20 protein-coding genes and 4 pseudogenes are annotated in these 25456 nt (G+C 69.7%); 16 read left to right on the top strand and 8 right to left on the bottom strand.

The features are described 5' to 3' along the window. Window positions 1-164: 164 nt before the first annotated feature. From ACH4SP_RS05190 to ACH4SP_RS05180, 3 genes are all read right to left on the bottom strand, one after another. Window positions 165-1514: an erythromycin esterase family protein gene (locus tag ACH4SP_RS05190; RefSeq protein WP_398409377.1), complete on the bottom strand. Its 1350-nt coding sequence runs from the start codon at window positions 1512-1514 to the stop codon at window positions 165-167. 1126 nt (window positions 1515-2640) lie between these two features. Beyond that, entirely contained in the window at window positions 2641-3375 is a 735-nt protein-coding gene (locus ACH4SP_RS05185) for an SDR family oxidoreductase (RefSeq protein ID WP_398409375.1), read from the bottom strand. Next, window positions 3372-3596, bottom strand: a complete 225-nt coding sequence (locus tag ACH4SP_RS05180; protein ID WP_398409544.1) for an Atu4866 domain-containing protein — start codon at window positions 3594-3596, stop codon at window positions 3372-3374. The genes ACH4SP_RS05185 and ACH4SP_RS05180 overlap by 4 nt, the downstream gene beginning before the upstream one ends. A 214-nt stretch (window positions 3597-3810) precedes the next feature. Here ACH4SP_RS05180 and ACH4SP_RS05175 point away from each other — a divergent pair, with 214 nt between their 5' ends. Further along, complete coding sequence (locus ACH4SP_RS05175) at window positions 3811-4644, top strand: helix-turn-helix transcriptional regulator (protein ID WP_398409373.1); 834 nt, start codon at window positions 3811-3813, stop codon at window positions 4642-4644. A gap of 472 nt (window positions 4645-5116) precedes the next feature. On the opposite strand, the pseudogene ACH4SP_RS05170 reads toward ACH4SP_RS05175, so the two are convergent. Then, a pseudogene (locus tag ACH4SP_RS05170) lies at window positions 5117-5377 on the bottom strand (ATP-dependent DNA ligase); the annotation flags it as partial. A gap of 173 nt (window positions 5378-5550) precedes the next feature. Next, the gene (locus tag ACH4SP_RS05165) at window positions 5551-6099 is read right to left on the bottom strand and encodes a hypothetical protein (RefSeq protein WP_398409371.1); all 549 of its coding nucleotides are present in this window, start codon (window positions 6097-6099) and stop codon (window positions 5551-5553) included. A 631-nt stretch (window positions 6100-6730) separates the two neighbouring features. Here ACH4SP_RS05165 and ACH4SP_RS05160 point away from each other — a divergent pair. The 11 genes and pseudogenes from ACH4SP_RS05160 to ACH4SP_RS05110 all read left to right on the top strand — a co-directional run. Further along, window positions 6731-8080: a cytochrome P450 gene (locus ACH4SP_RS05160; protein WP_398409369.1), complete on the top strand. Its 1350-nt coding sequence runs from the start codon at window positions 6731-6733 to the stop codon at window positions 8078-8080. Between the two features lie 690 nt (window positions 8081-8770). Beyond that, window positions 8771-9103 carry a hypothetical protein gene (locus ACH4SP_RS05155; RefSeq protein ID WP_398409367.1) on the top strand — a complete coding sequence of 111 codons (333 nt, stop codon included), beginning with the start codon at window positions 8771-8773 and terminating at the stop codon, window positions 9101-9103. A 265-nt stretch (window positions 9104-9368) separates the two neighbouring features. Then, on the top strand, window positions 9369-10142 hold the full coding sequence (locus ACH4SP_RS05150; protein ID WP_398409365.1) for an AfsA-related hotdog domain-containing protein: 774 nt from the start codon (window positions 9369-9371) through the stop codon (window positions 10140-10142). Next, window positions 10139-10849: an HAD family hydrolase gene (locus ACH4SP_RS05145; RefSeq protein ID WP_398409363.1), complete on the top strand. Its 711-nt coding sequence runs from the start codon at window positions 10139-10141 to the stop codon at window positions 10847-10849. The genes ACH4SP_RS05150 and ACH4SP_RS05145 overlap by 4 nt, the downstream gene beginning before the upstream one ends. Before the next feature lie 63 nt (window positions 10850-10912). Then, window positions 10913-12010: a 3-oxoacyl-ACP synthase III family protein gene (locus ACH4SP_RS05140; protein ID WP_398409361.1), complete on the top strand. Its 1098-nt coding sequence runs from the start codon at window positions 10913-10915 to the stop codon at window positions 12008-12010. Between the two features lie 77 nt (window positions 12011-12087). Continuing rightward, complete coding sequence (locus ACH4SP_RS05135; RefSeq protein WP_398409359.1) at window positions 12088-13719, top strand: FAD-dependent monooxygenase; 1632 nt, start codon at window positions 12088-12090, stop codon at window positions 13717-13719. A gap of 2 nt (window positions 13720-13721) precedes the next feature. Beyond that, window positions 13722-14750 carry a ketoacyl-ACP synthase III family protein gene (locus tag ACH4SP_RS05130; protein WP_398409357.1) on the top strand — a complete coding sequence of 343 codons (1029 nt, stop codon included), beginning with the start codon at window positions 13722-13724 and terminating at the stop codon, window positions 14748-14750. 218 nt (window positions 14751-14968) lie between these two features. After that, window positions 14969-15889: a zinc-binding dehydrogenase gene (locus ACH4SP_RS05125; RefSeq protein WP_398409355.1), complete on the top strand. Its 921-nt coding sequence runs from the start codon at window positions 14969-14971 to the stop codon at window positions 15887-15889. A gap of 392 nt (window positions 15890-16281) precedes the next feature. After that, a complete protein-coding gene (locus tag ACH4SP_RS05120) occupies window positions 16282-16632 on the top strand; it encodes a helix-turn-helix domain-containing protein (protein ID WP_398409353.1) in 351 nt (116 codons plus the stop codon). Beyond that, window positions 16623-17069 carry a hypothetical protein gene (locus ACH4SP_RS05115; protein WP_398409351.1) on the top strand — a complete coding sequence of 149 codons (447 nt, stop codon included), beginning with the start codon at window positions 16623-16625 and terminating at the stop codon, window positions 17067-17069. Before ACH4SP_RS05120 ends, ACH4SP_RS05115 begins: the two co-directional genes overlap by 10 nt. 12 nt (window positions 17070-17081) lie before the next feature. After that, window positions 17082-17306, top strand: a pseudogene (locus ACH4SP_RS05110) (BlaI/MecI/CopY family transcriptional regulator); the annotation flags it as partial. Between the two features lie 45 nt (window positions 17307-17351). Here ACH4SP_RS05110 and ACH4SP_RS05105 read toward each other — a convergent pair. Further along, window positions 17352-20057, bottom strand: coding sequence for a M12 family metallopeptidase (locus ACH4SP_RS05105; protein WP_398409349.1), 2706 nt, complete (start codon window positions 20055-20057; stop codon window positions 17352-17354). Window positions 20058-20612: 555 nt separating this feature from the next. Between ACH4SP_RS05105 and ACH4SP_RS05100 the strand changes: the two genes are divergently transcribed. Both ACH4SP_RS05100 and ACH4SP_RS05095 read left to right on the top strand, forming a co-directional pair. Further along, window positions 20613-21926, top strand: a complete 1314-nt coding sequence (locus tag ACH4SP_RS05100; RefSeq protein WP_398409347.1) for a M20 family metallopeptidase — start codon at window positions 20613-20615, stop codon at window positions 21924-21926. Between the two features lie 894 nt (window positions 21927-22820). After that, complete coding sequence (locus ACH4SP_RS05095) at window positions 22821-23627, top strand: transposase family protein (protein ID WP_398409345.1); 807 nt, start codon at window positions 22821-22823, stop codon at window positions 23625-23627. 14 nt (window positions 23628-23641) lie between these two features. On the opposite strand, the gene ACH4SP_RS05090 is transcribed toward ACH4SP_RS05095, so the two are convergent. Further along, window positions 23642-23908, bottom strand: coding sequence for a hypothetical protein (locus ACH4SP_RS05090; RefSeq protein WP_398409343.1), 267 nt, complete (start codon window positions 23906-23908; stop codon window positions 23642-23644). A gap of 189 nt (window positions 23909-24097) precedes the next feature. Between ACH4SP_RS05090 and ACH4SP_RS05085 the strand changes: the two are divergent. Together ACH4SP_RS05085 and ACH4SP_RS05080 are read left to right on the top strand one after the other, a co-directional pair. After that, window positions 24098-24443: pseudogene (locus tag ACH4SP_RS05085) on the top strand (transposase); the annotation flags it as partial. Next, window positions 24413-24706, top strand: a pseudogene (locus tag ACH4SP_RS05080) (HAD hydrolase-like protein); the annotation flags it as partial. The pseudogenes ACH4SP_RS05085 and ACH4SP_RS05080, both read left to right, overlap by 31 nt. A 200-nt stretch (window positions 24707-24906) precedes the next feature. On the opposite strand, the gene ACH4SP_RS05075 reads toward ACH4SP_RS05080, so the two are convergent. Beyond that, the gene (locus ACH4SP_RS05075; RefSeq protein WP_398409341.1) at window positions 24907-25452 is read right to left on the bottom strand and encodes a hypothetical protein; all 546 of its coding nucleotides are present in this window, start codon (window positions 25450-25452) and stop codon (window positions 24907-24909) included. Window positions 25453-25456: the final 4 nt, after the last annotated feature.

The following is a 25456-nucleotide window of genomic DNA, read 5'->3' as shown; positions in this document are numbered from 1 at the left end:
TCCCCACGCAATCGAACACCGTGGTGTCCCGTCGTGACTGATCCGGCTCCGAGCCGGGTCCCACGTTGACGGTGTCCAGCTTCATCAGCTGGTACCCGTCCACCGCCCGCACAACGGCGTCACGTGCAGCCGGCGTGCTGTCGCCGGCCGGGGCGGCCGGGGCGCTACAGCTTGCCCGCCTCCCGAACGGTGTGGAGGTGGACCAGGACGTCGTAGCTCCTGCCGATGGCGATCTCAGGCGTCTTGTCGTTCGGGTACTGCGTGCCGACGCTGTATGTCGGGCGTGAGATGTCCAGCCAATTGCGGGCGGCGGCAGGGGCCTTGCGCAGGTCGGCGTAGTAGTCGCGGTACCGGACCTGATCGAGCGTGTTCTCGTTCGTGCCGGGCCCGGCCGGGCCGACGGTGAACTTCTTCCACTCGCCGCCGAGCGCATCGTCCTTGGAGAGGAAGGAGCCCTGGTCGAAGGTGGTGCCGACGGCGAGGTAGTCCGTACCCAGGGTGTCGCGGAGGAACGAGCCCTGGGTCTTCGGGTACGTCGTGGGATCGGACGCCGCGTAGCCTGCGTGGCCGTTGTGGGCCGACAGCAGGATCCTGCCGCCGGTGCGTCGCTGCCACCATGCCGTGGTCTCGGCCATCACCTGGTCGCGGTAGCGCTGCATGGCGGTCGACGATGCCTGGTCGCCTGGGTTGAGGGTCAAGAAGGTGTAGGTCTGGGCGATGTTGCGGGCGTTCTGCAGAGCGAACTCGAAGTCCTCGCCGCCCCCCGACCCCTGACGTTGTACAAATTCCAGCATGTGCTGCGCCTTGGCCGCATTCTGCCGCCGCTCCGCGAGCGGCCGCTTCAGGTAGCCGATGGCGTCGTCGAGCGGGCGCAGTCCTGTAAGGAGCTCGTTCAGGCGCGGCAGGGACTCCGGATGGATCCGGCGGACGTAGTCAGTGACGCTGTCGAAGACCCGCTCGTCGAGCCTGGGCGCGCCGATGTCGTCGCCCAAGAAGTGGACCGGGCGGTCGGGGTGCTGGCGGTTGTAGTCGCGCATCCACCGGACGAGGTTCACGAACTCCTCGCGGTCCCAGGGGGATCCGGCCATCACCTCGTGCACGACCTGCCGCGCGTCGCGGTCGCCGTCGCCGTCGCCGCGCTGGAGGTAGTCGTCGATCTTCAGGCCCGCCGACCAGCTGATCTCCAGGGCGAAGGTGGTGAATCCCTTCTGCTCGACGAGGTAACGGAAGATCCGGTCCTTCAGGGCGAAGAACTCGTGCGAGCCGTGAGTGGCCTCGCCCACGCCGACCACCTTGGCGTCACCGACCATCACCCCCAGGGCGTGCAGATCGGCCGTGCCGGTGCCCGGCTCCATCGACCGCAGCGGATGGGCGATCCGGTCCAGCGCGCGGACGGGGGCCGGCACGCCGGCCGACGCGGTCGTCCCCGGTGCTGCGTACGCGGCCGCCGCGGGGGCCAGCGTCGCGGCCAGGGCGAGAGCCGCTGCCGCGAACCACTTCCCGTTGCCGATCATGTGTGATCACTCCTCAACATACTTGGTGTCAAGTGCTGCTGAGAAGATCGTCACGCGCACGGCGGCCCGGGCGCGCTGGGGCCTGCCCTACACCTTCCCGGGGGACAACCCCATGCCCCGGGTTCAGTAGGACTCTGTTGGGTGGCTGGTCACAGCTCGGTTCTGGTAGTTCGCTTGGGATATGACTCCGGAGGAGCCTGCCGGGTGCCGTGACCGGCTGGAGGACTTCGCGGCGGAAGTGTTCGTACCGCCGGCTCGGATCGAAATCCAGGGCCATGGCCGCGTCCCGCTCGACCCACGATTCGTACCCGACCTGGGAACACGAGGTGGCAGCCCAGTAGTCACCCGTGAAGTTCTTCTGCCCCTTGAACGCGAGGAACTGCCTTACGGGAAAGGCCAGTTCAAAGGACTCACCCCAATGCCGACCCAGCGAGCCCAGACGTCCAATGCCGTCCGCGTCGACGAACTCCCCTCGACATCCGACGCGAAGTCCCAGACGGAAGCCGACGCCGCTGCCTTGCTCACGAGCACCTCCGCCAGCCCGACCCGGCCCTGTACGTACGAGCCTGGAGCATTCCGTACAGCCCTACAGCCCGGACCCCGGCGACGCCACCCAAAAGAGCGACACACCACCCCGAACAAGCGGGCGGACCAGATCGTCTGAGACGACGAGCGAATCGGACCCGTTCAACTGAGACAGGGACCAGATCGGCAGAGACGGGACACACCGGTTCAGCGGCCGACCTGAGCTTCAGTGGCTCGGTGGTCACGCTGCTTGTCACCAGATGGTCGGCCTTGTTGTCACCTGCCTCGACTTTTCGGCCCGGTTGTCGCCCAAGCAAACGGTGATTCCACTGTCCGGAGAGGTTGTGCCGGACGGTCAACTCCAGCTGCAGAGGCCGCCACCCGTGCTCACCGCAGACGCCGCGAGCCGGGCCACCCCCGGCAGGGCCGTCAGCAGATATTCGTCGGCCGTATCGTCCCCGTCGGCAGACCCGGGCCTCGTGGTCCAGCGACCTGCCGGCTCGCCTGGAGACCGGTGGCGTCGGCGGTCACCAGCCGGGCGGGTCGGCCACCTGATCAGGGGGCAAGCGGGGTACTGCGACCGACGGGAAGCCGTGGGCGGTCACTGGGCGCTCGCCGCGGGCCGGACGACGAGCTCGTTGACGTCGACCTGCCGGGGCTGGGACACGGCGTAGGCGATGGCCTCCGCGACGGCGGAGGCGGGCAGTGCCACTGCGCGGTACGCCCTCATGGCCTCCCTCGCGGTGGGGTCGGAGATGCCTTCGGCGAGTTCGGACTCGGTCACACCGGGAGAGACGAGGGTGACCCGGATGTCTCCGGTGGACTCCTGGCGCAGCCCTTCGGAGATCGCGCGGACGGCGAACTTGGTGGCGCAGTAGACGGCGGCGGTGGGAGAGACCTCGTACGCGCCGACGGACGCGATGTTCACGACGTGCCCGCCGCCCTGGGCCCGCATCACGGGCAGCGCGGCGGCTATGCCGTGCAGGACTCCCCGCAGGTTCACGTCGATCATGCGGTCCCACTCGTCCGTCCGCAGGGCCTCCAGCGGCGAGAGTGGCATCACTCCGGCGTTGTTGACCAGGACGTCGACCCGGCCGTAGCGCTCACAGGCGGCGGACACGAAGGCCTGGACGTCGGCGGCGTCCGTGACGTCGAGGCGCCGGAACGCCGCGGTGCCGCCTGCGTCGGTGAGCTCACCGGTGAGCGCGTCGAGGCGGTCGGTGCGCCGAGCCCCGAGGAACAGGCGGTGGCCGTCGGCGGCGAGCCGGCGGGCGGTGGCCTCCCCGATCCCGCTGCTCGCTCCGGTGACCAGTACGACCTTGGATGTCTGCGTCATGCCTGCTTCTCCTCTCGGTGGAGCACGAGGTGTTCGTGGAACAGGACCCCGTCCCGGATGTCGCCCGTGGCGGTGAACCCGGTGTCATCGACGTAGTCGATGTGACTGCCCGTCACCGTGTAGCGGCCTGTGAAGGCGCTGCGGCGGGTGCCGCGGGCCTCGTCGTACCGTCCGTCCGCCTGCAGCTCCTGGCGGATGTGACCGTCCGCCGTCACCCACATGCCGACCACATCGGCACGGCCCTTCTCGGCACGGCCCTTCTCGGCATTGCCCTTCTCGGCATTGCCCGTCAAGGACGGACTCCCTTCGTCGATGGATGCGGATCAGTTCCGCCCGACCGAGTCTGGGCGGGACGCGGGTGACCGACCAGGACGTGCCTTGCCTGGGTGCGGTGCACCCAGGCAGGGCTCCGCCGGCGCGGCCTAGGGTGAGGGCGTGACCGACAACCACCTGGGAGAGTTCCTGCGCGCACGCCGTGCGGCCCTGCTGCCGCAGGACGCCGGCGTGGCGAGCCACGGGGTACGCAGGGTCGCCGGACTGCGCCGGGAGGAGGTCGCCGTCCTGGCCGGAGTGAGCGCGGACTACTACACCCGCCTGGAACAGGGGCGAGAACGCCACCCATCGGCCCAGGTCCTCGACGCGCTCGGCCGCGCCCTGCGGCTTGACCCGAACGGGCACGCGCACCTGCACCAGCTGGCGGGGACGGTGCCGAGCAGCCGGTTCGCCCACACCACGGACCGGGTCGGCCCCGCCCTGCGCCAGTTGCTGGACGGCTACCCGGCCGCCCCTGCGTTCGTCATCAACCGGACTTTGGACGTCCTGGCGGTCAACGCCCTGGCCGAGGCCCTGCACTCACCCTTCGAGCGGATGGACAACCTCGCCCGGATGGCCTTCCTCGACCCGGCGGGCCGACAGTTCTACGAACGGTGGGGCCACACGGCCCAGGCCGTCGTGGGCCACCTGCGGCAGGCGGCCGGGCTCGACCCGGACAGCCCCCGGCTGCGGGAGCTCGTCCGCACCCTCACCGGCCACAGCACGGACTTCACCCGCCTGTGGAACGCCCACGCGGTACGCGGCAAGACCCAGGAGGCCAAGCACCTCCTCCACCCGGACGTCGGCCGGCTGACCCTCACCTACCAGGCCTTCGACGTGTGCGACGCTCCCGGCCAGCAGCTGGTCATCTACCAGGCGGGGCCCGGAAGTTCCAGCGCGCAGGCCCTCAACCTGCTCGGGTCCCTGCGCGCCACCTTGAACCGGGGCGCTGGGTGAGCCGGAAGCCGGCGACCGACTCTTCCGCACCTACCGGGCCCTGCTCCCCCGCACCCGGAGGCGCGGGGTCGCGACACCCGGCCTCGCCGGGACCGTCGCGATCCTCGAACACTCAGAATGACGAGGCCTTGTGAATCGGCCTGATCAAGTCTGCGGTTCAAGTCTGGACGTTCATTCTCTTCCTCAACGCCGCAGCCACGACGGAGCCGGCCTGTGCCCGCGGCGCCTGCGTCCAGCCCGAGAGTTGCCACCGGCGGCGACTTGCCACGCTCGCCGGAACCGGTCTGGTCGACGTTCGCTGGGTCCGAGTTGGGCCGGAAGAGCCCGTCCGGGGTCGACCTCGCCGGGGACTTGACGGTGGTTCCACGCCCCGTGGCCAGGTCCCAACCACCGTGTCCCGGCTCGATGATGGCAGCCGCCGAACTGGCTCCGGTGACAGACATCGTGACCAGGTGACATCTATCTCGACCAGTCACGTGTTCTCGGGTGCCAGGTCGGGGCGCAGTCGATGGAAGGAGGGATGGCGCAGGAGCCCGGCCCTGGTGCGGGTGACGTAGCGGACTTCGGCGACCAGGCGGGGCAGGACCCAGGGGGCGCCGGACACGGCCGGGGCAGCGGTGAAGGGGCAGTCGGCGACGGCGGCCGCCGCCCAGAGACGGGCGAGGTCGCTGCGGTCGCGGTCGGAGAAGCCGGTACCGACACTGCCGACGTAGCGCAGACCGCCGTGCTCCTGGAGCTCACCGTGCCCGTGCGCCGGTCGCGGCCACTGCCGACACCGCGAACGCGCAGGTCGACCCCTTGCCGCCGCGATTCCCCGGCGAGCTTGTCAAGGCGGGCGGCGACCGCGTCACCGCCTGTGGTGCCGGGCGCGCCGAACAGACCGAAGCTGATGCTCTTCTCAGGCGTCTACTCCCCCTCCTGCGCTGGCGGCGTGTGCCGGGCGAAGCGCTCATGGGCCGACTGCCGGGTGCACCCCAGAGCCGCCCCGATCCCCTCCCACGACACCATGGCCGCGCGCGCCGTACGCACCGTGTCGACCGCCAACACGGGCTCCAGGGTCTGGACGCGGGCAACCGCGCGCAGGGCGGTGAGCGGCCGCGTCCGTGACAGCTCGGCAATCCGGTCTTCGAGGGCGGTGAGCATCTGCTCGACGTCGCGGGGAATCACGCCCTCGACGGTGAGGACGTGGTACTCCCAGTCGGCAAACGGCCCGGTCTTGGCTCCATGACCTTCGGTCGCTTCCGGATCACCCCAGATCACCGGGTGCGTAGTCGCACCCCGCCACCCGCAGTCGCACGCACCCCGCACACCAACAGCCCGTTCGGACACCGCGCCGTCGCTGTCCCACCAAGCGGTACTCCCGCCCAGCGCCTCCACCGGAGGAGCTTCCTGCCCGTCCGACAGCACCGCGACCACAGTGCCCTCGTGCCGGCCGGTCTCATCAACCCAGCCCATGTTCCACACTCCTCACCCACGTCAGGGAGTCCTGACACGATGGTGTCAGGAACCCCTGACACACGAGAGGTGTTTGAGCGGACTGCACCTCAGCCTCGGGCCCAGTGCCCGGACTCGGGAGTACCGAGCCACCGGGGGTGTTCACGGGAGGCGCTGAACTGCCCGCACGCAGGTGCCTCGGTGATCGTTCCCCGCGGCCTTGATGATCGTTCCCCGGGCCTCGGAGCTGGGGCAGTCCCACCAGAACTCCCCGTGGGCATGAAGTGAACCGGTGTCTCTCCGTCCCCGCTCTGGTGGGCACGTTCCGCTCTCGACTGCGGGGGGGCGCGTGCTGGTAATCCCCGGGGTACGGCCGCGATGTGGGTACGCGACCGGCTGGACGGTCTGTGGCACGACGAAGGCTTCGATTCCTGGTATCCACGGGACGGGCGGCCCGGCCCGGCCTGTCCTCGGCCCAGCTCGCCACGGATCGCGAACCAAGCGATCGCGAACTGACCGATCGCGAACTGACCGAATTCCGCATAGACGATGTTGATACGCATCGTATGAGCTGGAACCGGTCAGTTCAGACGGGTTCAGAGGTTCTCATGTGAACCCGTGTGAGCTCGTGCGAACTCGTGAGAGGTGCGCTGTGAGCGACGTCGCCGCATACCCGTCCTATCCCCAGAACCGTTCCTGCCCCTATCACCCTCCCGCCGCCTACCAACCCCTGCGCGAGCAACGCCCCCTGGCCCGGGTCACGTTCTACGACGGGAGCACGGTGTGGGCAGTGACGGGCCACGCCGAGGCCCGCCGACTACTCGCCGACCCCCGCCTCTCCTCCGACTCCCGCCACCCGTCCTTCCCCATACCGACCGCCCGCTTCGAGAAGTTCCGGAACATCGTCACGCCCCTGCTCGGCGTCGACAACCCCCAGCACCACCGCCAGCGCCGCATGCTGATCCCCAGCTTCAGTGTGCGGCGCATCGCGGCGCTGCGGCAGCCCGTCCAGGCCATCGTGGACCGGCAGTTGAACACCGTCCTCCAGCAGGGCCCACCGGCCGATCTCGTCTCGTCCTACGCCCTGTCCATACCGTCCAGGGTCATCTGCGCACTGCTGGGGGTTCCGTACGAGGACCACGCGTACTTCGAGGAGAACTCGCGCCTCATGCTGCGCGGGTGTACGCCCGACAAGGCGGCGACCGCCCGGAGCAACCTGGAGTCCTATCTGGCCGACCTCATCGCTCGCAAGCAGTCCCGTCAGGCCCGTCGGTCCCGCATGGCGCGCGCAGCCACATCCGTATCCAACGAATCCCATGAATGCAGCGCATCCAGGTCCGCATCCAGGTCCGCTTCCAGACCTGCCTCCGAAACCGGTCACATCGACGGGTTGTTGGACCAGTTGCTCGTCCGACACATCAGAGCCGACGACGACGTGAGCGGGCCGCACCGCCCCGCCGTCGAAGTCATCGATCCCGACGAACTGGTGCCCCTTGCCATGGTCCTGCTGGTCGCCGGTCACGAGACCACCGCGAACCTGATCTCGCTCGGGATCTACACGCTCCTGGAACACCCCGACCGGCTCGCCGCCCTGCGCGCCGCCCCCTCCCGCTACCCCTCCGCCGTCGAGGAGTTGCTGCGGTTCCTGACCGTCGTGGACGGCATCTACCGCGTGGCCGTCGAGGACATCGACATAGCGGGCCGCACCATCCGCGCCGGGGACCCTGTGGTGCTCGCCTCGTCCCTGATCAACCGCGACCCCACCGTCTACTCCTCCCCCGACGCCCTGGATCTGGACCGTCCCGCCCGCCACCACCTCGCCTTCGGCTACGGCATCCACCAGTGTCTGGGCAAGAGCCTCGCCCGCGCCGAGGCCGAGATCGCCCTGCGGTCCCTCTTCACCCGCATCCCGGGCCTGCGCCTAGCCGTCCCGCCCGACGAGATCCCGTTCAAGCCCGGCGACTCCTTCCAGGGCGCCATCGAACTCCCCGTCACCTGGTAGGTCACCTGGCAGCCGCGGCCCACCGCCGTCCACCGCCATCCACCGCCCCGAACAACCTCGAACAGTCCTCAGAAATGTCCTGTGTTACTGAAGGTCGAGCGCGTGCCATCAAACCTTGAGTGCCGTCGGCTCGATCAGCCGCGTTTCCGCCATCGGCGTACTAGGCGACGCAGGTTCATGCCTGCTCGGCGGGGTCCAGCCGCAGAGGGCCGCCGGTTTCTCGCGCTTGCTGTCCCCTCGTGTTGGCCGCGCGACCAGTGGCCGTCCGGCGACAACACGGCGGACTGGCGTTCCGCCTGCGCCTTGATCTCCCAGTGAGCCTCGTGAGCGGTCACGCGATACGCCTCCTCCCACGAGGCCAGCGCCGCGCCGACTGCCGCGCCTGCTGTGCCGCGGCGACGAACGTGGCGCGCAAGCCACGCGAGGGCAGCAAGGACTGTGGCCAAGCCGCCAAAGATCACTATCAGCGGTAGGAAATCACCCATGGCACTGAGGGTAGGTGTGCCCGACCGCCCGGGTCGCTCAATGTACGAATCGAGCGACGGGCTGACGGGCTGACGGGCTGACGGGCTGACGGGCTGACGGGCTGACGGGCTGACGGGCGAGCCAACCGGCCAGGATAATGGAGACGACGGTGCAGGTGGCCGTGTCGGAGTCGTTGGCCGCGTTGTTGTCGGTGGGCGCGGAGGCGTGCGTACGCCGGTGACCGTCAGGTGGCAGATCGACAGCAGGTGCGGCGGGACGCGGAAGGATGTCGCGCTGTCGACGCCGCTGGCGATGCTGCCGTACGCGCAGATCACGCTGCCGCTGCCGGTGGTGCAGCCGGACGACAGGTTCGTGGCACTCGTGCCCGCGGGCCACGCCGTGATGCGCCTGGCCCGGGTGCTGCGCGACCTTCCCGTCGAGCTGATCGGGCAGCTGTCGGCCAGGCCGAAGCGCTGCTGTCCGTGGCCCCTTTTCGGCTCTCTTTTGCTTCCGTGTGAAGTCCGCATGAAGGGGGATCCACGACATCTTCGGGCGTAGCACCCGCTTCCCTACGGTCATTGCCTCAGGCAACTCTGTATACATCGCAGGGGAGTTGGGATTCGAGTGAGAATTCCAACCATGGTCGAATCGGCGAGTCGAAACCCCTGTCGGCCAATCAGGGTTGAGTGTCACTCCTTGCCCTCACGGAAAGGTCCGGACTAAGTTCGGCACCCTGATCGCGGACGGGAGGTTCTTTGAACTCCCTTCCTGGGCTGCTTAGTTCGTGATAGTCGTGAGGATGGTTACAGTGACAGATGCAGGCATGGAGATTCTCTATCTGGTCGGGGACCGCTTCGCCTCCCTGGCTGCGAACGAGGGCGTGATGACGGCCGGCGGTTTCCTCGCGGAACTGCGCACGGGTCGCTACAGCGCCCCGGAATGCCGCTTGGTTCTCCTCAACGGCCAGGGCATGGGCGTGTACGAATGGGCACACATATCCCGGCAGATCGCGCTGCTGGACGCCGCGGACCGAATATCCGTACCCGATCAACTCCCCACACCCGCCCAGCGGGGCGAGGCGCACAAGCATCGCGAGGAGAACGTCCTGGTGGCGGGCGTGCGGCAGGTCGACTCGCTGCACTATCGGGCAGATTTGCGGCTGCACGACAACAACGAGCTGCTCCTGGACCACACCACGGGACAGCACGTTCAGGGCATGGTGATCATTGAGGCCTGTCGGCAGATGTTTCTGGCCGTCACTGAGCGGTTCTACGCATCGGCGTGGCCGCAGAGGCGCTACTACTACGTCATCAAAAGCTTCGACACACAGTTCGAGAACTTCCTTTTCCCGCTGGACGCCGTGATCGATTACGAAATCACCGGCTCCCATACCGAAGACCCCGGGAAGCTCGCTTTCAGCACGGACATCCGGGTGAGCCAGGCGGGTCGGCAAGCCGCCCTGTGCCGGGTCGAATTCACCGCCTTCGAGCACCAATTGATCGCAGAGAAGGAGGGAAGACGCGCCTCGCGCACGGTCCGGGAACTCCTTGCTTCCAGTACCGCCGAGCCCCGGTCTCTGGCAGGTGTCGGCCGGTGAATTCCGAACCCTTCCGCGCGGAGCGGAGCCCGGCCCGGTCCGCCGCCTTCTTCGACGTCGACGAGACGCTGATCACGACCAAGAGCATGTTCGACTTCCTGGAGTTCCACTGCGCGCTGCGGGGAATGCCCGAGGCGTACGGACAAGCCATGGACAGCCTGCGAAACTTCGCCGCGGCGGGCGGCCCGCGCGAGGAAGTGAACCGCCGCTACTACCGCCACTACGCGGGTGTGGCCGCAGCCGAACTGGCCGATCAGGGCGTCCTCTGGTTCCGCCGGCGCCTCCGGGAGGCCGGTCTGTTCCACCCCCCGGTGCTCAGCGCGTTCCGCCGCCACGCGCAGGAAGGGCTGGACACCGTCCTGGTCTCCGGTTCCTTCTTCGCCTGTCTGGATCCGGTCGCCGCCCACATCGGGGCCACCACAGTGCTGGCCACTCGTCCGGTGGTGGCGGACGGGATTCTCACCGGCGAGGTGGAACGGCCGATGATCGGCGGAGCCAAGGCGGAAGCCGCCCGCGCGCTGGCCGGAGACCTGGGGTACGACCTTGCGGCGAGCCACGCCTACGGGGACCACGCCACCGATCTGGGCCTGCTCGAACTCGTAGGCCGTCCCACGGCAGTGGGGGACGACCCGGTGCTTGCCGAGCGCGTGCGAGAGCGCGGCTGGTCCCGGCTGCCGGGCATTTCCGGGCCCGTACCCCTGATCTGAAGCGGTTCCGTTCCTGCGGATTCCCGCCCGGACAGTTCACCTCCAGCAGAAAGCACTCCAGTCATGTCGCTCTCGCAGCCCACGAGCCGCTTCCAAGGCCCGACCGCCGACTCAGCAGAACCGGGCACCGGTCTGTGGTACACCCTGGGCGGGCTTCTGGAGCCCCCCGAGCCGGCCGCCCCGAGCGCCGTCGGAATCCTGGGCACCGGTTCCTACCTGCCCGCGCGAGTCGTGAGCAATGACGAGGTCGCCGCTCCCGCAGGCGTCGACGACGCGTGGATCGTGCGCAAGACCGGCATCCGTTCCCGCCGCTACGCCGCACCGGACGAGGCGACATCGGACCTGGCAGCGCATGCCGCACGCGCCGCTCTCACGAACGCCGGAATAGGCCCCGGTGACCTCGACTTCATCGTCGTGGCGACCTCCACGCCCGACCATCCGCAGCCCGCGACCGCCGCCATCGTCCAGCATGCGATCGGCTCCGAAAACGCCGCGTCCTTCGACCTCAACGCCGTGTGCAGCAGCTTCCTCTTCGCCCTGAACGCCACGGCCGGACTGCTGCCGGAAGGAGGCCACGGCCTCGTCATCGGCGCCGACGTCTACTCGCGCATCATCAACCCCGCCGACCGGCGTTCGGCACCGCTGTTCGGCGACGGCGCGGGAGCCGTGGTCCTGGGGCCGGTGCCCGCGGAATACGGCCTGGGCGCGTCCGTCATGGAGACCTTCGGCGACCTGCACCGCACCATCCGGGTTCCGGCAGGCGGCAGCCGGTTGCCCGCGCGCCGGCTGTCCGACGAGGACGCCGCGCACTTCTTCGCGATGGAAGGCCGGGCCGTACGCGACTTCGTCACCGCCAGGCTGCCCCTGTCCACCAGAGAAGTGCTGCGCAGGAGCGGTCTCCCGCCCGAGACGATCGACCACTTCATCCCCCACCAGGCGAACGGGCAGATGCTGCAGGACATCCTGCCTTCCCTGGACCTGCCGCGGGCCCGCGTCCACCTCACGGTCGCCGACTACGCCAACACCGGCGCCGCGTCCGTGCCCGTCACCCTCGACGCCGCGCACCGCTCCGGCGCCCTGGCAGAGGGCGACCGTCTGCTGCTGTCCGCCTTCGGCGGCGGCATGTCCATCGCCAGCACGGTGCTGCGCTGGGGCCGCTGACGCCGCGCCACCGCACCCCGTACTCCCTTCTTCTCTTCCCTTCCCGAAGAACCCTTCCGCTGAGGCAAAGAACTTTCATGACACGTGCCACCGCCATTCCATTCCGCGATCCCCGTCCCGTCCTCGTGGTCGGAGCCGGGCCGGTGGGCCTGACCAGTGCCGCCGAGTTGCGACGCCGCGGCGTCGACACGCACATCATCGACCACGCCCCCGCCCCCTCCCCGCTCACCAAGGCCCTCCAGGTGTGGCCGCGCACTCTTGAGGTGCTGCGCCGCAACGCCGATCCCGAGGACGTGACCCGCCGCAGCCGCCCCATCGACACCTTCCACTACTACTCCGACGGTCGGCAGATCGCCCGGACCGGCTTCACCGCACGCACCCAGCCGGTCATCCTGACCCAGCCGGACGTCGAAGAGCTCCTGGACGACGGCCTCGGCCGGCTCGGCGGCAAGGTCGAGCGAGGCACCTCGCTGGTCCGTTTCGAACAGTACGAGGACCACGTGGCCGCCGTCCTGCGCGATCCGGAGGGCAACGAGCGCAGCGAGGAGTACGCCTACGTGCTGGGCTGCGACGGCGCCAGCAGCACGGTGCGCGGAACGCTGGGCCGCACCTTTGAGGGAACCACCTACCCGCACACCTTCATGCTCGTCGACGCCTACGTGGACGGACCGCTCAAGCACGACGCGTACCACTTCTTCATGGCCCCCGACGGCATCGTGGTCATCACGGGCCTGCCCGGCGGACGCTCCCGGGTCTTCGCCTCGGCGCCGCTCGGTGTCAAACCGGAGGACGTGCGGGGCGACCGGGCCGCGGTCGACCTGATGCAGCGGCTGGTCGACGAGCGCGGCAGCGGCGGCCTGAAACTGCGCGACGCGGACTGGACCAGCGTTTTCGCCGTGCACTCCCGGCACGTCGACCGGTACCGGACGGGGCGGGTCTTCCTCCTCGGCGACGCCGCCCACATCCACAGCCCGGCGGGCGGCCAGGCGTTGAACACCGGAGTCACCGACGCCCACAACCTGGCCTGGAAGCTCGCCATGGTCTGGCACGGCGAGGCCAGGGACACGCTGCTGGACACCTACGAGGAGGAGCGCACCCAGGTCGCACGGGCCGTGGTCCGCCAGGCCGACCTGCAGACCTCCGGCTGGATGCTGCGCGACGCGAAGCACAAGGCGGCCCGCAACCTCACCGGCCGGCTGGCCTCGCGGCTGAACCTCTTCAACCACGACTTCATCCCCTGGCTGGCCGGCCTGCGCAACGTCTACGGCGACGGCCGGGAGATCCGCAGGAGCAGCTGGCGCTTCTGGCGGAGCCGTTACGTGACGGGCGCGCTCGCCCCCGACACGTCCGTATGGGACGTGCGAAGCGCCTCCCGGCTGCCGTTGCGCACCGCCTTGTCCGACCTGCGGCACACCCTGCTGGTCCAGGTGCCGGGCACCGCTGTGCCGACCCAAGTGGCGGACACCGTCACCAGGATCGTGCGCGACCACCCGGAGCAGGTCGACGTACGGGTCCTGGACGCAGGAGGCAGCCTCCACGAAGGGCTGGACACGCTGCCGTCCGGTCCGCGTCCCGACCGGGAGGCGCAGGGCACCCGCCTGGCCCTCGTCCGGCCCGACCAGTACGTCTGGGCACACGGCGGCCTGGACGCGGCGAGCCGTCTCAAGGACGTGCTCGACCGGACGCTGTACCCCGGTCGGGAGGCCTGAGCATGCGCTACAGCCCGGCGCCCTACGTCCGGGCCGCGACGACCTGGCTGCCGCCCGGGGCGGACACGGCGGAGAACGCCGTCGCCGAGAGCCGTGCCGATGCCCGGCGCGCCGCTGCGGACGGCTATGCGCAACTGCCCGTCAGCCAGGACCTGTCCGGCCCTGAAATGGCCGTACTGGCCGCGGAGAAGGCGCTGGCGGATGCGGGGCTCGACGGAGCGGAGGTCGGCGTGGCCTTGCACGCCTGGATCTACCACCAGGGCCACGACTTCTGGTCCCCGGCGCACTACGTGGCCCAGCGGGCGGGCGCCGACAACGCCCTCCCGCTGGGTATCCAGCAGATGTGCAACGGCGGAGCGGCCGCGATCGACACGGCGGCCGTCCGGTTCGCCGCCGACCCCGGGCTGCGGTCCGCGCTGGTCACGACCGGCGACCGGTTCGCCTCTCCCGGGTTCGACCGCTGGAGCGGCGACTTCGGGGTCGCCTACGGCGACGGCGCCACGGCCTGGATCCTGGACCGCTCCTCCGGCCCCTACCGCCTGAGAGCCCTGCACACGGTCCCGGCGCCGGCACTGGAGGCGATGCACCGCGGGCACGACGCCTTCTCCCCTGCCCCGCGCGCCCACGGGAGCCGCGTCGACGTCCGCCGCACCAAGAAGGCGTTCCTGGCGGACGGTGGAGGGACGGTCTTCGAGACCGTCGCGGCGGACAGCGTGCGACGGGCTCTGCTCGGAGCCCTCGACGACGCACGGCTCGGCGCCGACGACCCGCGGATCAGTCACCTCGTGCTGCCCAGGCTGGGCCGCACCGTGCTGGACCGGGCCTATCTGCCCGGCGTCGCCGCGACCGGGCTGGCGCACCTCGATGTCCTGACCCCGGGCAGCCGGACCGGCCATCTGGGAGCCGGTGATGCGGCGGCGTCGCTGGCCGAACTGCACGAAGACCGGCGACTGGAGCCGGGGCGCGTCGCCCTTCTGCTCAGCGCGGGCGCCGGGTTCACCTGGAGCGTCCTGGTGATCGAGGCGGTCTGAACATCCCTCGCCACAGCACCGCACACCCGCGGACCTCCCGGGGGCCGCCCGGGGACCGCCCGGGGACCGCCCGGGGACCGCCCGGGGACCGCCCGGGGACCTCCCGGGGACCTCCCGGGGACCTCCCGCGGGCCCCCACCGGGCCGCAACGTCCGAGTCCACCGAACGCCGATTTCGCCACCACCGTTGTCAAAGACCACGCCCCAGAAAGAGAACCGATGAAAGCGCTGATCCCCTCCGGCCGTACCGACATCCCCGTGACCTTCGACGAGGTCGACCCTCCCCAGCCTCAGCCCCACGAGGCGCTGGTCGAAGTCCAGGCCATCTCGGTGAACCGGGGCGAGACCTTCCAGCTCGAAGCTCCCCAGCCCGGCTGGCGGCCGGGCAAGGACGTCGCCGGCGTGGTCGTCCGGGCAGCCGCCGACGGTTCCGGGCCGAGTGCCGGAACCCGTGTCGTGGGCCACCCGCTGTCCGCCGGCTGGGCGCAGCACGTGGCCGTTCCGACCGACGCCCTGGCCGAACTCCCCGACACCGTCTCGGCCGTGACCGCCGCCGCCCTTCCGCTCGCGGGCCTGACCGCCCTGAGGCTGCTGAGGGCCGCCGGCCCCGTCATCGGCACCCGCATCCTGCTCACCGGCGCCTCCGGCGGAGTCGGGCACTACCTCACCGAGCTGCTCACCGCGTCCGGTGCCGAGGTGACCGCGGTCACCGCCTCCCCGGAACGCGGCGCCCGGCTGGCCGAGTTGGGCGCGGCCCAGGTCGTCCACGAGGCGGCGGCGGCCACGGGACCGTACGACATCGTCCTGGAGTCCACGGGCGGCACCGAACTGCCCGTCGCGCTCGCCAGACTGGCCCGGCGCGGCCGGCTGATCTGGTTCGGACAGGCCAGCCGCACCCCGGTGACCCTGAACTTCTTCGACTTCTTCGCGGGTCCCGAGTCCGCCACCCTGCGGCACTTCCACTACATGGACGACGACACGCCCTACGGCACCGACCTGGCCGTCCTGGTCCGGCTCGTCGCCGAAGGCCGCCTGCACCCCGAGATCGGCAGGGTCGCCGACTGGGCCGAGGCCGCTCGTACCCTCACCGACCTGCGTGATCGCCGCATCCGCGGCAAGGCCGTCCTCACCGTGGCGTAAGAAGAGTGGCCCTGGCCAACGGAACCCCCTGGTCAGGGCCGCAGCGGCTGCGAATGCAGCTGTGGCTGTGCTGCAGGGCCGTCAACCGACCGTCCGACAGGCCCTGCACCGTACCCGGTACCGCACGCGCCACCTCGCGTGGTGCCGGGCACAGCCACCTCGGCGAAGCCGGAGGCCAGATGCCTCGCCATGCGCGTGGTGCCCCGTACGACAGGGTGCGCGCACTCCGCGACTGGCCTCGGCATCCGCGAATCCGCACCGAGAAGTAGGGGGGTGCCTCACGTGGTGACCAAGCGGTCTTGGTACCCACCGAGCGGATGCGGCTGGACTGTGTGCGGCTCGCGGCCCAGGGCCGCACCGCGCCCGAGATCGCGTCGATCCTCGACTGACACGTGGTCACGGTGCGCAAAGCCCTGCACCGTTTCCTCGACGGAGGGTTCGAGGCTCTGGCGGACGCCGCGCGGCCGGGGCGTCCGCCGCGCTGGGGGCGCGAGGACCTTGACGCCCCGGAGGACATGCTGGATGGGGCCGCGGCGCGAGGTGAGATCTGGACGCTGCCGACACTGGCCGAGTGGTTGCACCGCGAACGCGGTGTCGTCCTCGACTCGTCGTGGCTGTCGGTGCTGCTGCACCAGGACGGCTTCCGCTGGAAACGTACCCGCGACAGCATCCGGCACCAGGCCGACCCGTCCCTCCAGGCCGCCGCATGGGCACGACTGGAGGGTCTGCGGCTGTGCGGCTGAGGTCCGAGGTCGGCGTCGAGGACCTGTACTGCCTCGACGAATTCGGATTCTCCCCGACCCTGCCGACCGGTTGCACCTCGGCCCGCACCGGAACACGAGTCGTGGGCAAACGCGAGGACACCAAGAACCGCCGGGTCGACGTGCTCGGCGCGCTCAACGGCACCGGCCCCGGGCCTGAACTGCTGTGGACCACGGTCGAGCACCGGATCGACGCGGCGATGGCGCTCGACTTCGTCTGCACCCACATCGCCCGCCTGCCCGGCGGCGCGGACCGACTCAGTGAGCCGCCGCCCGGCTTCAAGCGCCCTCGGCCCTGCACCATCGTGCTGGACAACGCGCACCTGTCAGCGTCCACCGGTCGACGCGGCCCTGGAGAACTGGAAGTCCACGTACTGGCGGCCGTGTGCTCTGTTCCTGGCCCCGTGACGGCGGCTTGATGGCGTCAGCAGGTGGGTGGTGCGCTCGCCCGCACCACCGTGATGACGGCCCTGACCCGGCTGCGCGCCAAGTGCGTGGTGACCCGGGAGCGGACAGGCCGGGTGGTCCGCTGGACGGCGACAACGGGCGCGGCGGGACTCGCCGCGCACCGTATGCGCCGGATGCTGGACCGCGAGGCCGACCGCCAAGCGGTCCTGGCGAGCTTCGTGTCCAACCTGCCTGCCCCGGACGAGGAACTGCTGCGCCAGGTTCCTTTCTGCGCTCGTGACAGCGGGGGTGGTTCAGACGGGTGCCGGGCCCTGCCAGCCGTCGGTGCCCACCACCCAGGCCACGTTGAGGCGGCCCGCGCCGTCCACCGTCGCCGCGGTGAGCACGTCGGCGGTCTGCCGTGTCAGCGCCACTCCGGCCGGTGGCACCCCCACTGCGCCGCCGAACGCCGTCGGGCCCTGCCAGCCGCCGGTGCCCGCCACCCAGGCCACCCGCATCCGCCGGTCGGCGCCGACGAAGACAGCGGTGAGCAGGTCGTCGGTCTGCTTGGCCAGGGCGATGCCGCCGCCGGGCGAGCCGGCCGACTCGCCGCCGATGGGTACCGGGCCCTGCCAGCCGCCGGTGCCCACTACCCAGGCGACGTGAACGGCGCCGCTCGTGCCGATGAACGCAGTGGTCAATTGGTTGTCCGACTGCTTGGCCAGCGCGATGGGTGCTCCCGCGGGGGCTAGTTGGGCCGGTGAGACCGGCTCCGGGCGGTGCCAGGAGCCGGTTCCGACCACCCAGGTCACATACAGTTTCTGGTCGGCGCCGATGAAGACCGCCGTGAGCTGATCGTCGGTCTGCTTGGCCAGCGCGATCGAACCACCCGGCTGGCCCAGGGCCGGCATGTCGATGGCCACCGGGGCCGACCACTGGTCGCGCCCGGTCACCCAGGCGACATGGATACGCTGGTCCAGGCCGATGAACGCGGCGGTGAGCTGATTGGGAGTCTGCTGTGCCAGAGCGACCGGTGCCCCGGCGGGGGCGCTGACCTCGCCGATGGGGACCGGTGGGGCCCAGCTCCCCTTGCCTTCCACCCAACTGACGTGGAAACGCTGGTCGTTGCCGATGAACGCGGCGACCAGCAGTGGTAGGGACGTAGAGCTGTAGTTCTGCTGGGCCAGGGCCAATTGCCCGCCGGGCGGGGCGACCGGGCCGCTGACCGGGATGGGCGGATTCCAGCGGCCGCTGCCCACCACCCAACCGATGCACAGCGCTCCCTGGGCGTCGAACATCGCGGCGTCCAGTTGCTCGCCCGGAATCTGCTGCGCCAGTGCGACGCCCGCACCGCCCGGTGTCGGGCTGCCCTGGTAGAGCAGCCGAATGGCGGCGAGATCGCCGACGGAAAGGCCCTGCCGCTGTCCCATGTTCGGACAGGGGTGACCTGGTTTTGGGGTGATCGTGTCGATCTGGGGGTTGATGGCGAAGCCGGACGGCCCGTAGTGCATGATCGATTGGCAGTCGTAGGCGCCGAGCGTCAATTCGCCCTTGACGATGTCGAAGTTGACCGCCTTCGCGGCCGGCTGGATGTTGCCCTCGTTGACCGTGACATGGCTGTCCCGGTCGGGGCGCTGGTGCTCGTGGAAGAGCCCGACCGAGTGGCCGAGTTCGTGGATGATGCTGCCGGCGCCGAAGTCCCCGCCGATCTGGTCGGGCCCTTTCCAGGTCCCCTGGTTGACGACGGAGGCCACGGACAGCGCACCCACGGTGTCCAGGAAGAGGGCGGTCGTGACCCACCTGCCGGGCAGCGGGCTGGTGGTGGCCGCGGTCACCCCGCCGCCGGACCTGCCCTGGTGGCTGCCGATATCGCCGCCCGGATTCCACTGCCCGGTGCCCAGCACCCAGGAGGCGTGCAGTCGGCCGTTCGGGCCGGTGTACAGGGCGGTGAGCTGCCCGGGGTACTGGGGGGTCAGGGCAATCGCGCCGCCCGGCGCCACCTGGGTTCCCTGGACGGGAACCGGGTCGTGCCACGTCCCGCGCCCCACGACCCAGGCCACGTTGAGGGCCGAGTCCGCGCCCGCGAAGGCGGCGGTGATGATGTTCCCGGTCTGGCGCTGCAGTGCCACATGCGCCCCGGCCGGTGCCATCGCGGTCCCGCCGACCCGGACCGTGCCCTGCCAGCCGCCCGTGCCCTCGACCCAGGCGACCCGTAACGCGCCGTTCGTGTCGACGTAGACCGTGGTCAGCAGGTTCCTGTCCTGGCGGCACAGAGCCACCTGGGCCCCGGGGGCGGCCCCCGAGGGCAGCGCGGCCACCGCCGGGTGCCATGCCTGCGTGCCTTCCACCCAGGCCACGCTCAACGCGCCGTCGTCACCGATGAAGAGCGCGGTGAGCTGGTTGCCGGTCTGCTTCTCCAGGGCGACCCCGGCCCCCGGCGGGGCGGTGACCCCACCGACGGAGACCGGCTCGTGCCACGGGCCGGTCCCCTCCACCCAAGCCACATGCAGGGTCCGGTCCCTGCCGATGAACACCGCGGTCAGGAGGTTGTCGGTCTGATGGCGCAGCACCACTGGCGAGCCGGGCTGAGCCACTGGCCTGCCCACCGAGGCAGGCGGATGCCAGCGGCCGTCCGAACCGGCCCAGGAGACGCAGAAGACACCGCGGTTGTCGATGAACGCGCCCGCGACCAACTGCGGCGTCTGGAACGCAACGGCGATGTGCCCGCCGGCAACGCCGGTCGCGTCGATGGGCAACGCGCACACGATCTGCTGCCGGCCGCCCTTCCGGCCGATCTGTGAGGCGCACTGGCCCACGGCCGCCTCGAACTCCACGAAATCCTGGTCACCTTCGGCGCGCGGCACACACGAGATCACCCCGGTGGCGTTCCACGCCTGGAGCGCGGTGTTGATCGCGGTACGAGCGGCGGAGCCGTTGGGGAACGCCTCGCTGTCGACCGTGTACGGTAATCGGCCGCCGGGCCACAGATAGCGGGCCCTGTCGAATCGCCCTAACCCCATGTCGCCTTCTCCTCTCAGGCCGGAACTTTCACTGTGGCGCTGACCGAGGCGGGCGTATACCCCCGAAACCGGTGACGCTGCAAGGAGCCACTGGCAGGCTTTGGCCAGAACTTGCCGGATGATGCCGCAGGGACTGCTGAGCGATCTCGCCTGTGTGGGCTGTGGCTGGCGTCATCGCGGCAGCGCGCCGGGTGAGTGCCTGGTCGACGGTGGCGTGAAGCCCCTTCCCAACTGCCGGGGCACCCGCCCAATCCGCACCACAGATCACCAGGGCCGCTTAGACGGTGCTCAGTGGGCTTGATCTGTCGCGTCGGTCGGTTCCGGACGAACTGTGGGCGCTTACGGCTCCGTTGTAGAACAGCTCCGGGCCGACGTGGGGCGCGTCGCCGATGCGATCGCCGCTGCTACCGGCGGGGCGATACGGAGTGCTATCCCTCAGTTCCCTTTACGGCGGGGGCAGTTGGGCTCAGAGAAGCGCCTCTTGATTGACTACGGCGAGCTTCACGTGGGCCGGTGATTCAGCTGCGCCCTCGGACCACTGCCCTGGGGGGAAGAATGACCCGTCCGAACAAGCCCGTCCTCAGCCGCCGCACCCTGCTCGGCGGTACCGCCGCAGCCGGTGTCGGTGTCGTCGTGCCCGCCGGGACCGCCGCCGCAGAGGGCGTGGGCCAACAGCGCGGGCCCCTTGACCAGGGTGCGATCGACGCCGTCGTCCGGCGCGTCGAGGGCAGCCTCGTTGAACTGCGGCGCGATCTGCACGCCTATCCGGAGACGGCGAAGAGCGAGACCTCCGAGGGCGAGGTCGCCACGTCCCGGATCGTCGCGCATCTGCTGCGCGCCGCCGGGCTCGAAGTGACCACCGGGGTCGGCGGATTCGGCGTCGTCGGCGTACTGAAGGGCGCACGGCCCGGGCGTACCGTCGCCTACCGCGCCGACATGGACGCCGTACCGAAGGAGGGGATCTTCCCCGAGGCCACCCGGCCCGCCCATGCCTGTGGGCATGACATCCACACCGCCGTCGGTGTCGGCGTCGCGCAGACCCTCGCGCAGTTGCGGCACCGCCTCAGCGGCACCGTCGTCTTCTTCTTCCAGCCGGGAGAGGAGGCCCTCCAGGGGGCTCGCGCGATGATCGATGCCGGTGTGCTGCGAGATTACGCGCCCGAGGAGATCCACGCCCTGCACTGCGGGCCCTTCCCCGTGGGGCAGTTCGCCGTGACCCCCGGCAGTGGGCTGCCCGGCCAGGACGGGACCGTCATCAAGGTGAACGGAGCCGACGCGCTCGCTCGGGCCGAGCGGCTCGCCGCCGAGATCACGGGGCTCAGCACCGTCGCACCCCCGGAGACGTCCGCCGGTCTGGAGAAGATGGTCGCTGACGTACAGATCAAGGACGGGCCGCTGGCCAGGTTCGTCACCGTCTCGGCCGGGGCGGCGAAGGCCAAGGACACGGGGCAGGTCACGGTCTCCGTGTGGTTCCGCTGCTGGCCCGAGGAGCGTTACGTCGAGGTGCGCGAGGCCGTTCGGGGGTTGGCCAAGAAGTACGAGGGTGCCGTGGTCGACTTCGACCGGGCCCCCTTCCCCGCCATGGTCTGCCCGGAGCGCGACGCACTCGCTCTGGGGCGGCACCTGCGCCGTGTCCTCGGCCCGGACGGCGTGACCGTCATGCACGCCGCGTTCCCGTTCAACGGCGAGGACTACGCGCTGTTCCTGGACCGGATCCCGGGCACGTACTCCTTCCTCGGCGTACGGCGGCCGGGGGCCGACATCACCGAGGGGGTCCCGCACTACGGTGCCTTCGACCCCGACACCAAGGCCATCGGCATCGGTGTCCGTGCGATGGCGGGGTGGCTCGCCACGCGGGCGAAGGCCTGAACGTCGGGGCGCACTCCGCGTCCGTACGCGTCCACGTCTCCTGCGTACCGAGCGGCACGAGCGCGCGGGCAAGCCCCTGGGGTACGAGCAGGCCCGTACCTCAGGGGCTTGCCGTGGCTTCAACGTGCGCGCAGTTGGACGGAAGCGCACGGGCAGCTGCTGCCGCCGGTGACGGCGGTCCGGGAAGGAAGGCCGCTGGGTAGCTGGTTGAAGAACATGCGGAAGGCCGCCAAGATCGCGGACACGATCGCAGAGCGCCGTGAGGCGGGCCTTCCCGTCTCGGGGAAGCTGCCCGCCAACGTCTCCCGCTTCAGTTGCAGCGCATCACCCGGCGCAGCTGCCAGCCGCTTGCCCGCTGTGCGAGACAGTGCCGGAACTGCGCTTGAGCAGATACGGCGCGAGAGGGCGGCGCAAGCCGTCCGCGCCCGGCGCGCTCACTGCGCGCTTCCCCTCCCACCGACGAGGTCAGCCGTTCCAGGCGAACGGCCACCTCCGAGCCACTGAGAACGAAGTCCACATCCCCCGGCGGGGTATCCACGTGCATGAGGCACAGCGGGATACGAATCTCGCCGGTCCTGCCGTCGCACAGCACCTCCGCATCTCGACGCGGGGACGCATATCAGCCCTGTATTGCCACCGTTGCAGCCTCCTCGGCTCGGTTCAATGGGGCCAGAGAGTAGGGCTGTTCAAATGACCGATCCCGCCCGCGCCACCCATCTCCTGCGCGCCCTGCTCATTCTGACGCACCTCGAAATCAACCGATGAGGTCAGTGAGGTTTTCTCAGCAAGCGAGTGAAGTGGTTCGGTTGGGTGGCCTGTACGCCCCTGAACAGCACGTGAAGCCCTGGTAGGACGGGACTTGCGACAGACCCTGCCCGTCTCAGGAGGCTTCACGTGGTCTCTCATCGTGCCATGCCCGACTTCCCGCGTCCCGTGGTCGAGTACCTTGCGCGTCTGCTCGCAGGGCACCGACGGATGATCGGCACCCGTGGCGGAACGCGAGCACTGGGTCCGTTCCGGCAGGCGGTGCTCGTGCTGCGCTGGTTCCGCGACCATGCATGTGTCCACTGCCTGGCCCGGGACGCGGACATCTCCCAGGCCACCGGCTACCGGTACCTTCACGAAGGCATCGATGTCCTGGCGGCGCAGGCACCGGAACTGACGCAAGTCCTCGAACGGTGCCGACAAGAGGGCCTGCCCTTCGTGGTCCTGGACGGCACCCTCGTCCGATGCGATCGCACAGCGGGAGAAACCGAACGCGGCACCGATCTCCGGTACGCGATCCGGATCAAACACTTCGCCGGCAACGTGCAGTTCCTGGCCGCACCCGACGGAACACCCCTGTGGGTCTCCGAGGTCGAGCCCGGCAACACCCACGACCTGGCGGCGGCCCGCATTCATGCACTGCCCGACCTCTACCGGGCGGCCCGCGACGGCCTGCCCACACTGGCCGACATCGGCTACCTCGGCGCGGGCGGCGGCATCCACGTACCCTTCCGCAAGCACCCCGACCTGCCCGGAGACATCGGCCTCGGCAACCAGACCTACAACAAACTCCTCCGCGGACTGCGCTTCCCCGGCGAACGCGCCATGGCCGTACTCAAACAACGCTGGCGCACCCTCCAGCACGTCACCCTCAGCCCCAGCCGGATCGGCGCCATCACCCAAGCCGCCCTCGTCCTCAACAATGCCTGGCGATGATCCCTGAGAAAACCTCAGTAAGTGTGCATGTACCAGATCGCGCCGCCGAGGAGAACCGGAAGGGTGAACGCCATCTGCAGCATCCAGGGAACACCTGGCCCCTCGTCATCAGGCTTGCCCGGGTTCTCCGCACGCCACGTCATGAAGCCGCGCATCGCCTTCCAGTGGCCCACGACCCCCAGGGCGATGCCCAGGATTACCCCACAGTAGGCGGGAATCATCTCGCGCAGAGACCAGTCACGGTTGGCGCTGAAAGCCATGATCGCGAGGAATCCTGCCACCGGACCGCATGACACCCAGATCTGCGTTTCTGGGCGGTCTCGGTGGACGGTACGGCCCAGCGCTCGGACCCCTGAGGAGCAGGTATCAGGCCCCGGCTCACTTGACGTTGTCCCTGGTGCACAGATCCGAGAACGTCTCATGAGACAGCGACAAGATCACATGCGACGGGACGCCAGGGGTGAGTCGGGGTGAGTCTGGTGCATCACGATGCCCGGCAGGAAGCGTTCGCGGAAGCGTCGCGCTTGCGGGGAGAGTTCTGTGAGTGCCTGGCTGCCCGACGGGATGAGTTGTTCGAGCTGACCGACGCGGTGTTGTGTGTCGACGGTCCGGTCACCTCGCCGGTGGAGTTGACGCTGGTACCCGAACACCGTTGTGGTCACGGCGCGTTGTACGAGCCCTCAACCGCGGCCGGATCGACGTCGTCAGGTTGCGGACCCTGCGGCCGGCATGCCCCTGCCGCGCTTCGAGGGCGGGCGCCTGATGCTCGCGGTCGACGCGTCACCGTGGCTGCGCTCGGACGCGCCGTGCTCGTCTTCGGGCTCGACACCCATATCCGCTTCCCGCTGGGCGGATACGGCGAGGACCACGATGACCGGCCCGTCCTCGTACGCACCGCACTGTCCCGCACCAGCCAGGCCCTGCACACCGCGGTCCGGCCCGAGGACGTGCTGCTGATCGGCGACACACCCGCCGACGTCGCGGCCGGCCTGGCCAACAACGTCTACGTTCTGGCCATGGCCTCGGGGCGCACGAACACCGCGGACCTTGCCCGGGCCGGGGCACACACGGTGATCAACGACCTCACCGATCCCCGGCTGTTGGATCACTTCTCCCGCATGACCTGCCCTCCAGAGGCCTCGCTCCGTCACGTCCGGCCGTACGGCTCCGTGCGGTCTTCGTCACTCCGGCCCTCACCGAACTTGCGCCCTCTTTCGACGCCACTGGTCAGGAGACTCTTCCGTGACGGGCGGAAATCAAGTGGGTGCTACGTCGGTGTTCAGTACAGAATCTTCAGGTCTGCGGGGAGGCCGGGAAAGACTCTACGAGCACTGTCGTCGATGCACTTCAGTACGGGCAGCGGCTCTTTCTGCGACCTGGCAACAAGTTCCGTGGCGTTGCGCTCCGTGCCGGTCGCACGAATGCCCTTGCTCGCAAGGCACTTCTGTACGGCCGTGCGCAGTGCGGGATCCAGTACGTGCTTGTGGGACTCCACGTACTGCTGCTCGATGTGCGACAGATGGGTCTCGCTGCACCTCTCCACCGCTCTGTTCCAGTCCTCGACGTTGACCGGACTCCTGCCCGGGAGGAGGTCGAACAGGAGCGTGCGCCCGTCGATGGGACTCTGCTTCCGCTGGCTCACCTGGAAGCCCGCGTCGGTGAAGCACTTGGCGAAGCGGTCCACCGCACGGTGGTACTCCGCTTGTGTCACCTCTCCGTCCCCCAGCGCCCACTTCTGGCTGGACGCCGGGGAACCGGAGGTTTCCTCCGCCGCGCAACCGGTCGCCAGGACGAGCAGGCAGACCAGGGGAGGCAGCCGTCTCATGCGA

This window comes from Streptomyces sp. NPDC021093 (genome assembly GCF_044333135.1).
Classification (GTDB): Bacteria; Actinomycetota; Actinomycetes; order Streptomycetales; family Streptomycetaceae; genus Streptomyces.
Note: the sequence above shows the minus strand (reverse complement) of the source record. Positions and strands in the feature narration are given on the sequence as shown.

Excerpts from the sequence above, each read along its gene's own strand:
- ACH4SP_RS05190 (WP_398409377.1), bottom strand. The coding sequence starts at position 1,514 with ATGATCGGCAACGGGAAGTGGTTCGCGGCAGCGGCTCTCGCCCTGGCC.
- ACH4SP_RS05185 (WP_398409375.1), bottom strand. The coding sequence starts at position 3,375 with ATGACGCAGACATCCAAGGTCGTACTGGTCACCGGAGCGAGCAGCGGG.
- ACH4SP_RS05180 (WP_398409544.1), bottom strand. The coding sequence starts at position 3,596 with ATGTGGGTGACGGCGGACGGTCACATCCGCCAGGAGCTGCAGGCGGAC.
- ACH4SP_RS05165 (WP_398409371.1), bottom strand. The coding sequence starts at position 6,099 with ATGGGCTGGGTTGATGAGACCGGCCGGCACGAGGGCACTGTGGTCGCG.
- ACH4SP_RS05150 (WP_398409365.1), top strand. The coding sequence starts at position 9,369 with ATGGAGATTCTCTATCTGGTCGGGGACCGCTTCGCCTCCCTGGCTGCG.
- ACH4SP_RS05140 (WP_398409361.1), top strand. The coding sequence starts at position 10,913 with ATGTCGCTCTCGCAGCCCACGAGCCGCTTCCAAGGCCCGACCGCCGAC.
- ACH4SP_RS05135 (WP_398409359.1), top strand. The coding sequence starts at position 12,088 with ATGACACGTGCCACCGCCATTCCATTCCGCGATCCCCGTCCCGTCCTC.
- ACH4SP_RS05130 (WP_398409357.1), top strand. The coding sequence starts at position 13,722 with ATGCGCTACAGCCCGGCGCCCTACGTCCGGGCCGCGACGACCTGGCTG.
- ACH4SP_RS05125 (WP_398409355.1), top strand. The coding sequence starts at position 14,969 with ATGAAAGCGCTGATCCCCTCCGGCCGTACCGACATCCCCGTGACCTTC.
- ACH4SP_RS05105 (WP_398409349.1), bottom strand. The coding sequence starts at position 20,057 with ATGGGGTTAGGGCGATTCGACAGGGCCCGCTATCTGTGGCCCGGCGGC.
- ACH4SP_RS05100 (WP_398409347.1), top strand. The coding sequence starts at position 20,613 with ATGACCCGTCCGAACAAGCCCGTCCTCAGCCGCCGCACCCTGCTCGGC.
- ACH4SP_RS05075 (WP_398409341.1), bottom strand. The coding sequence starts at position 25,452 with ATGAGACGGCTGCCTCCCCTGGTCTGCCTGCTCGTCCTGGCGACCGGT.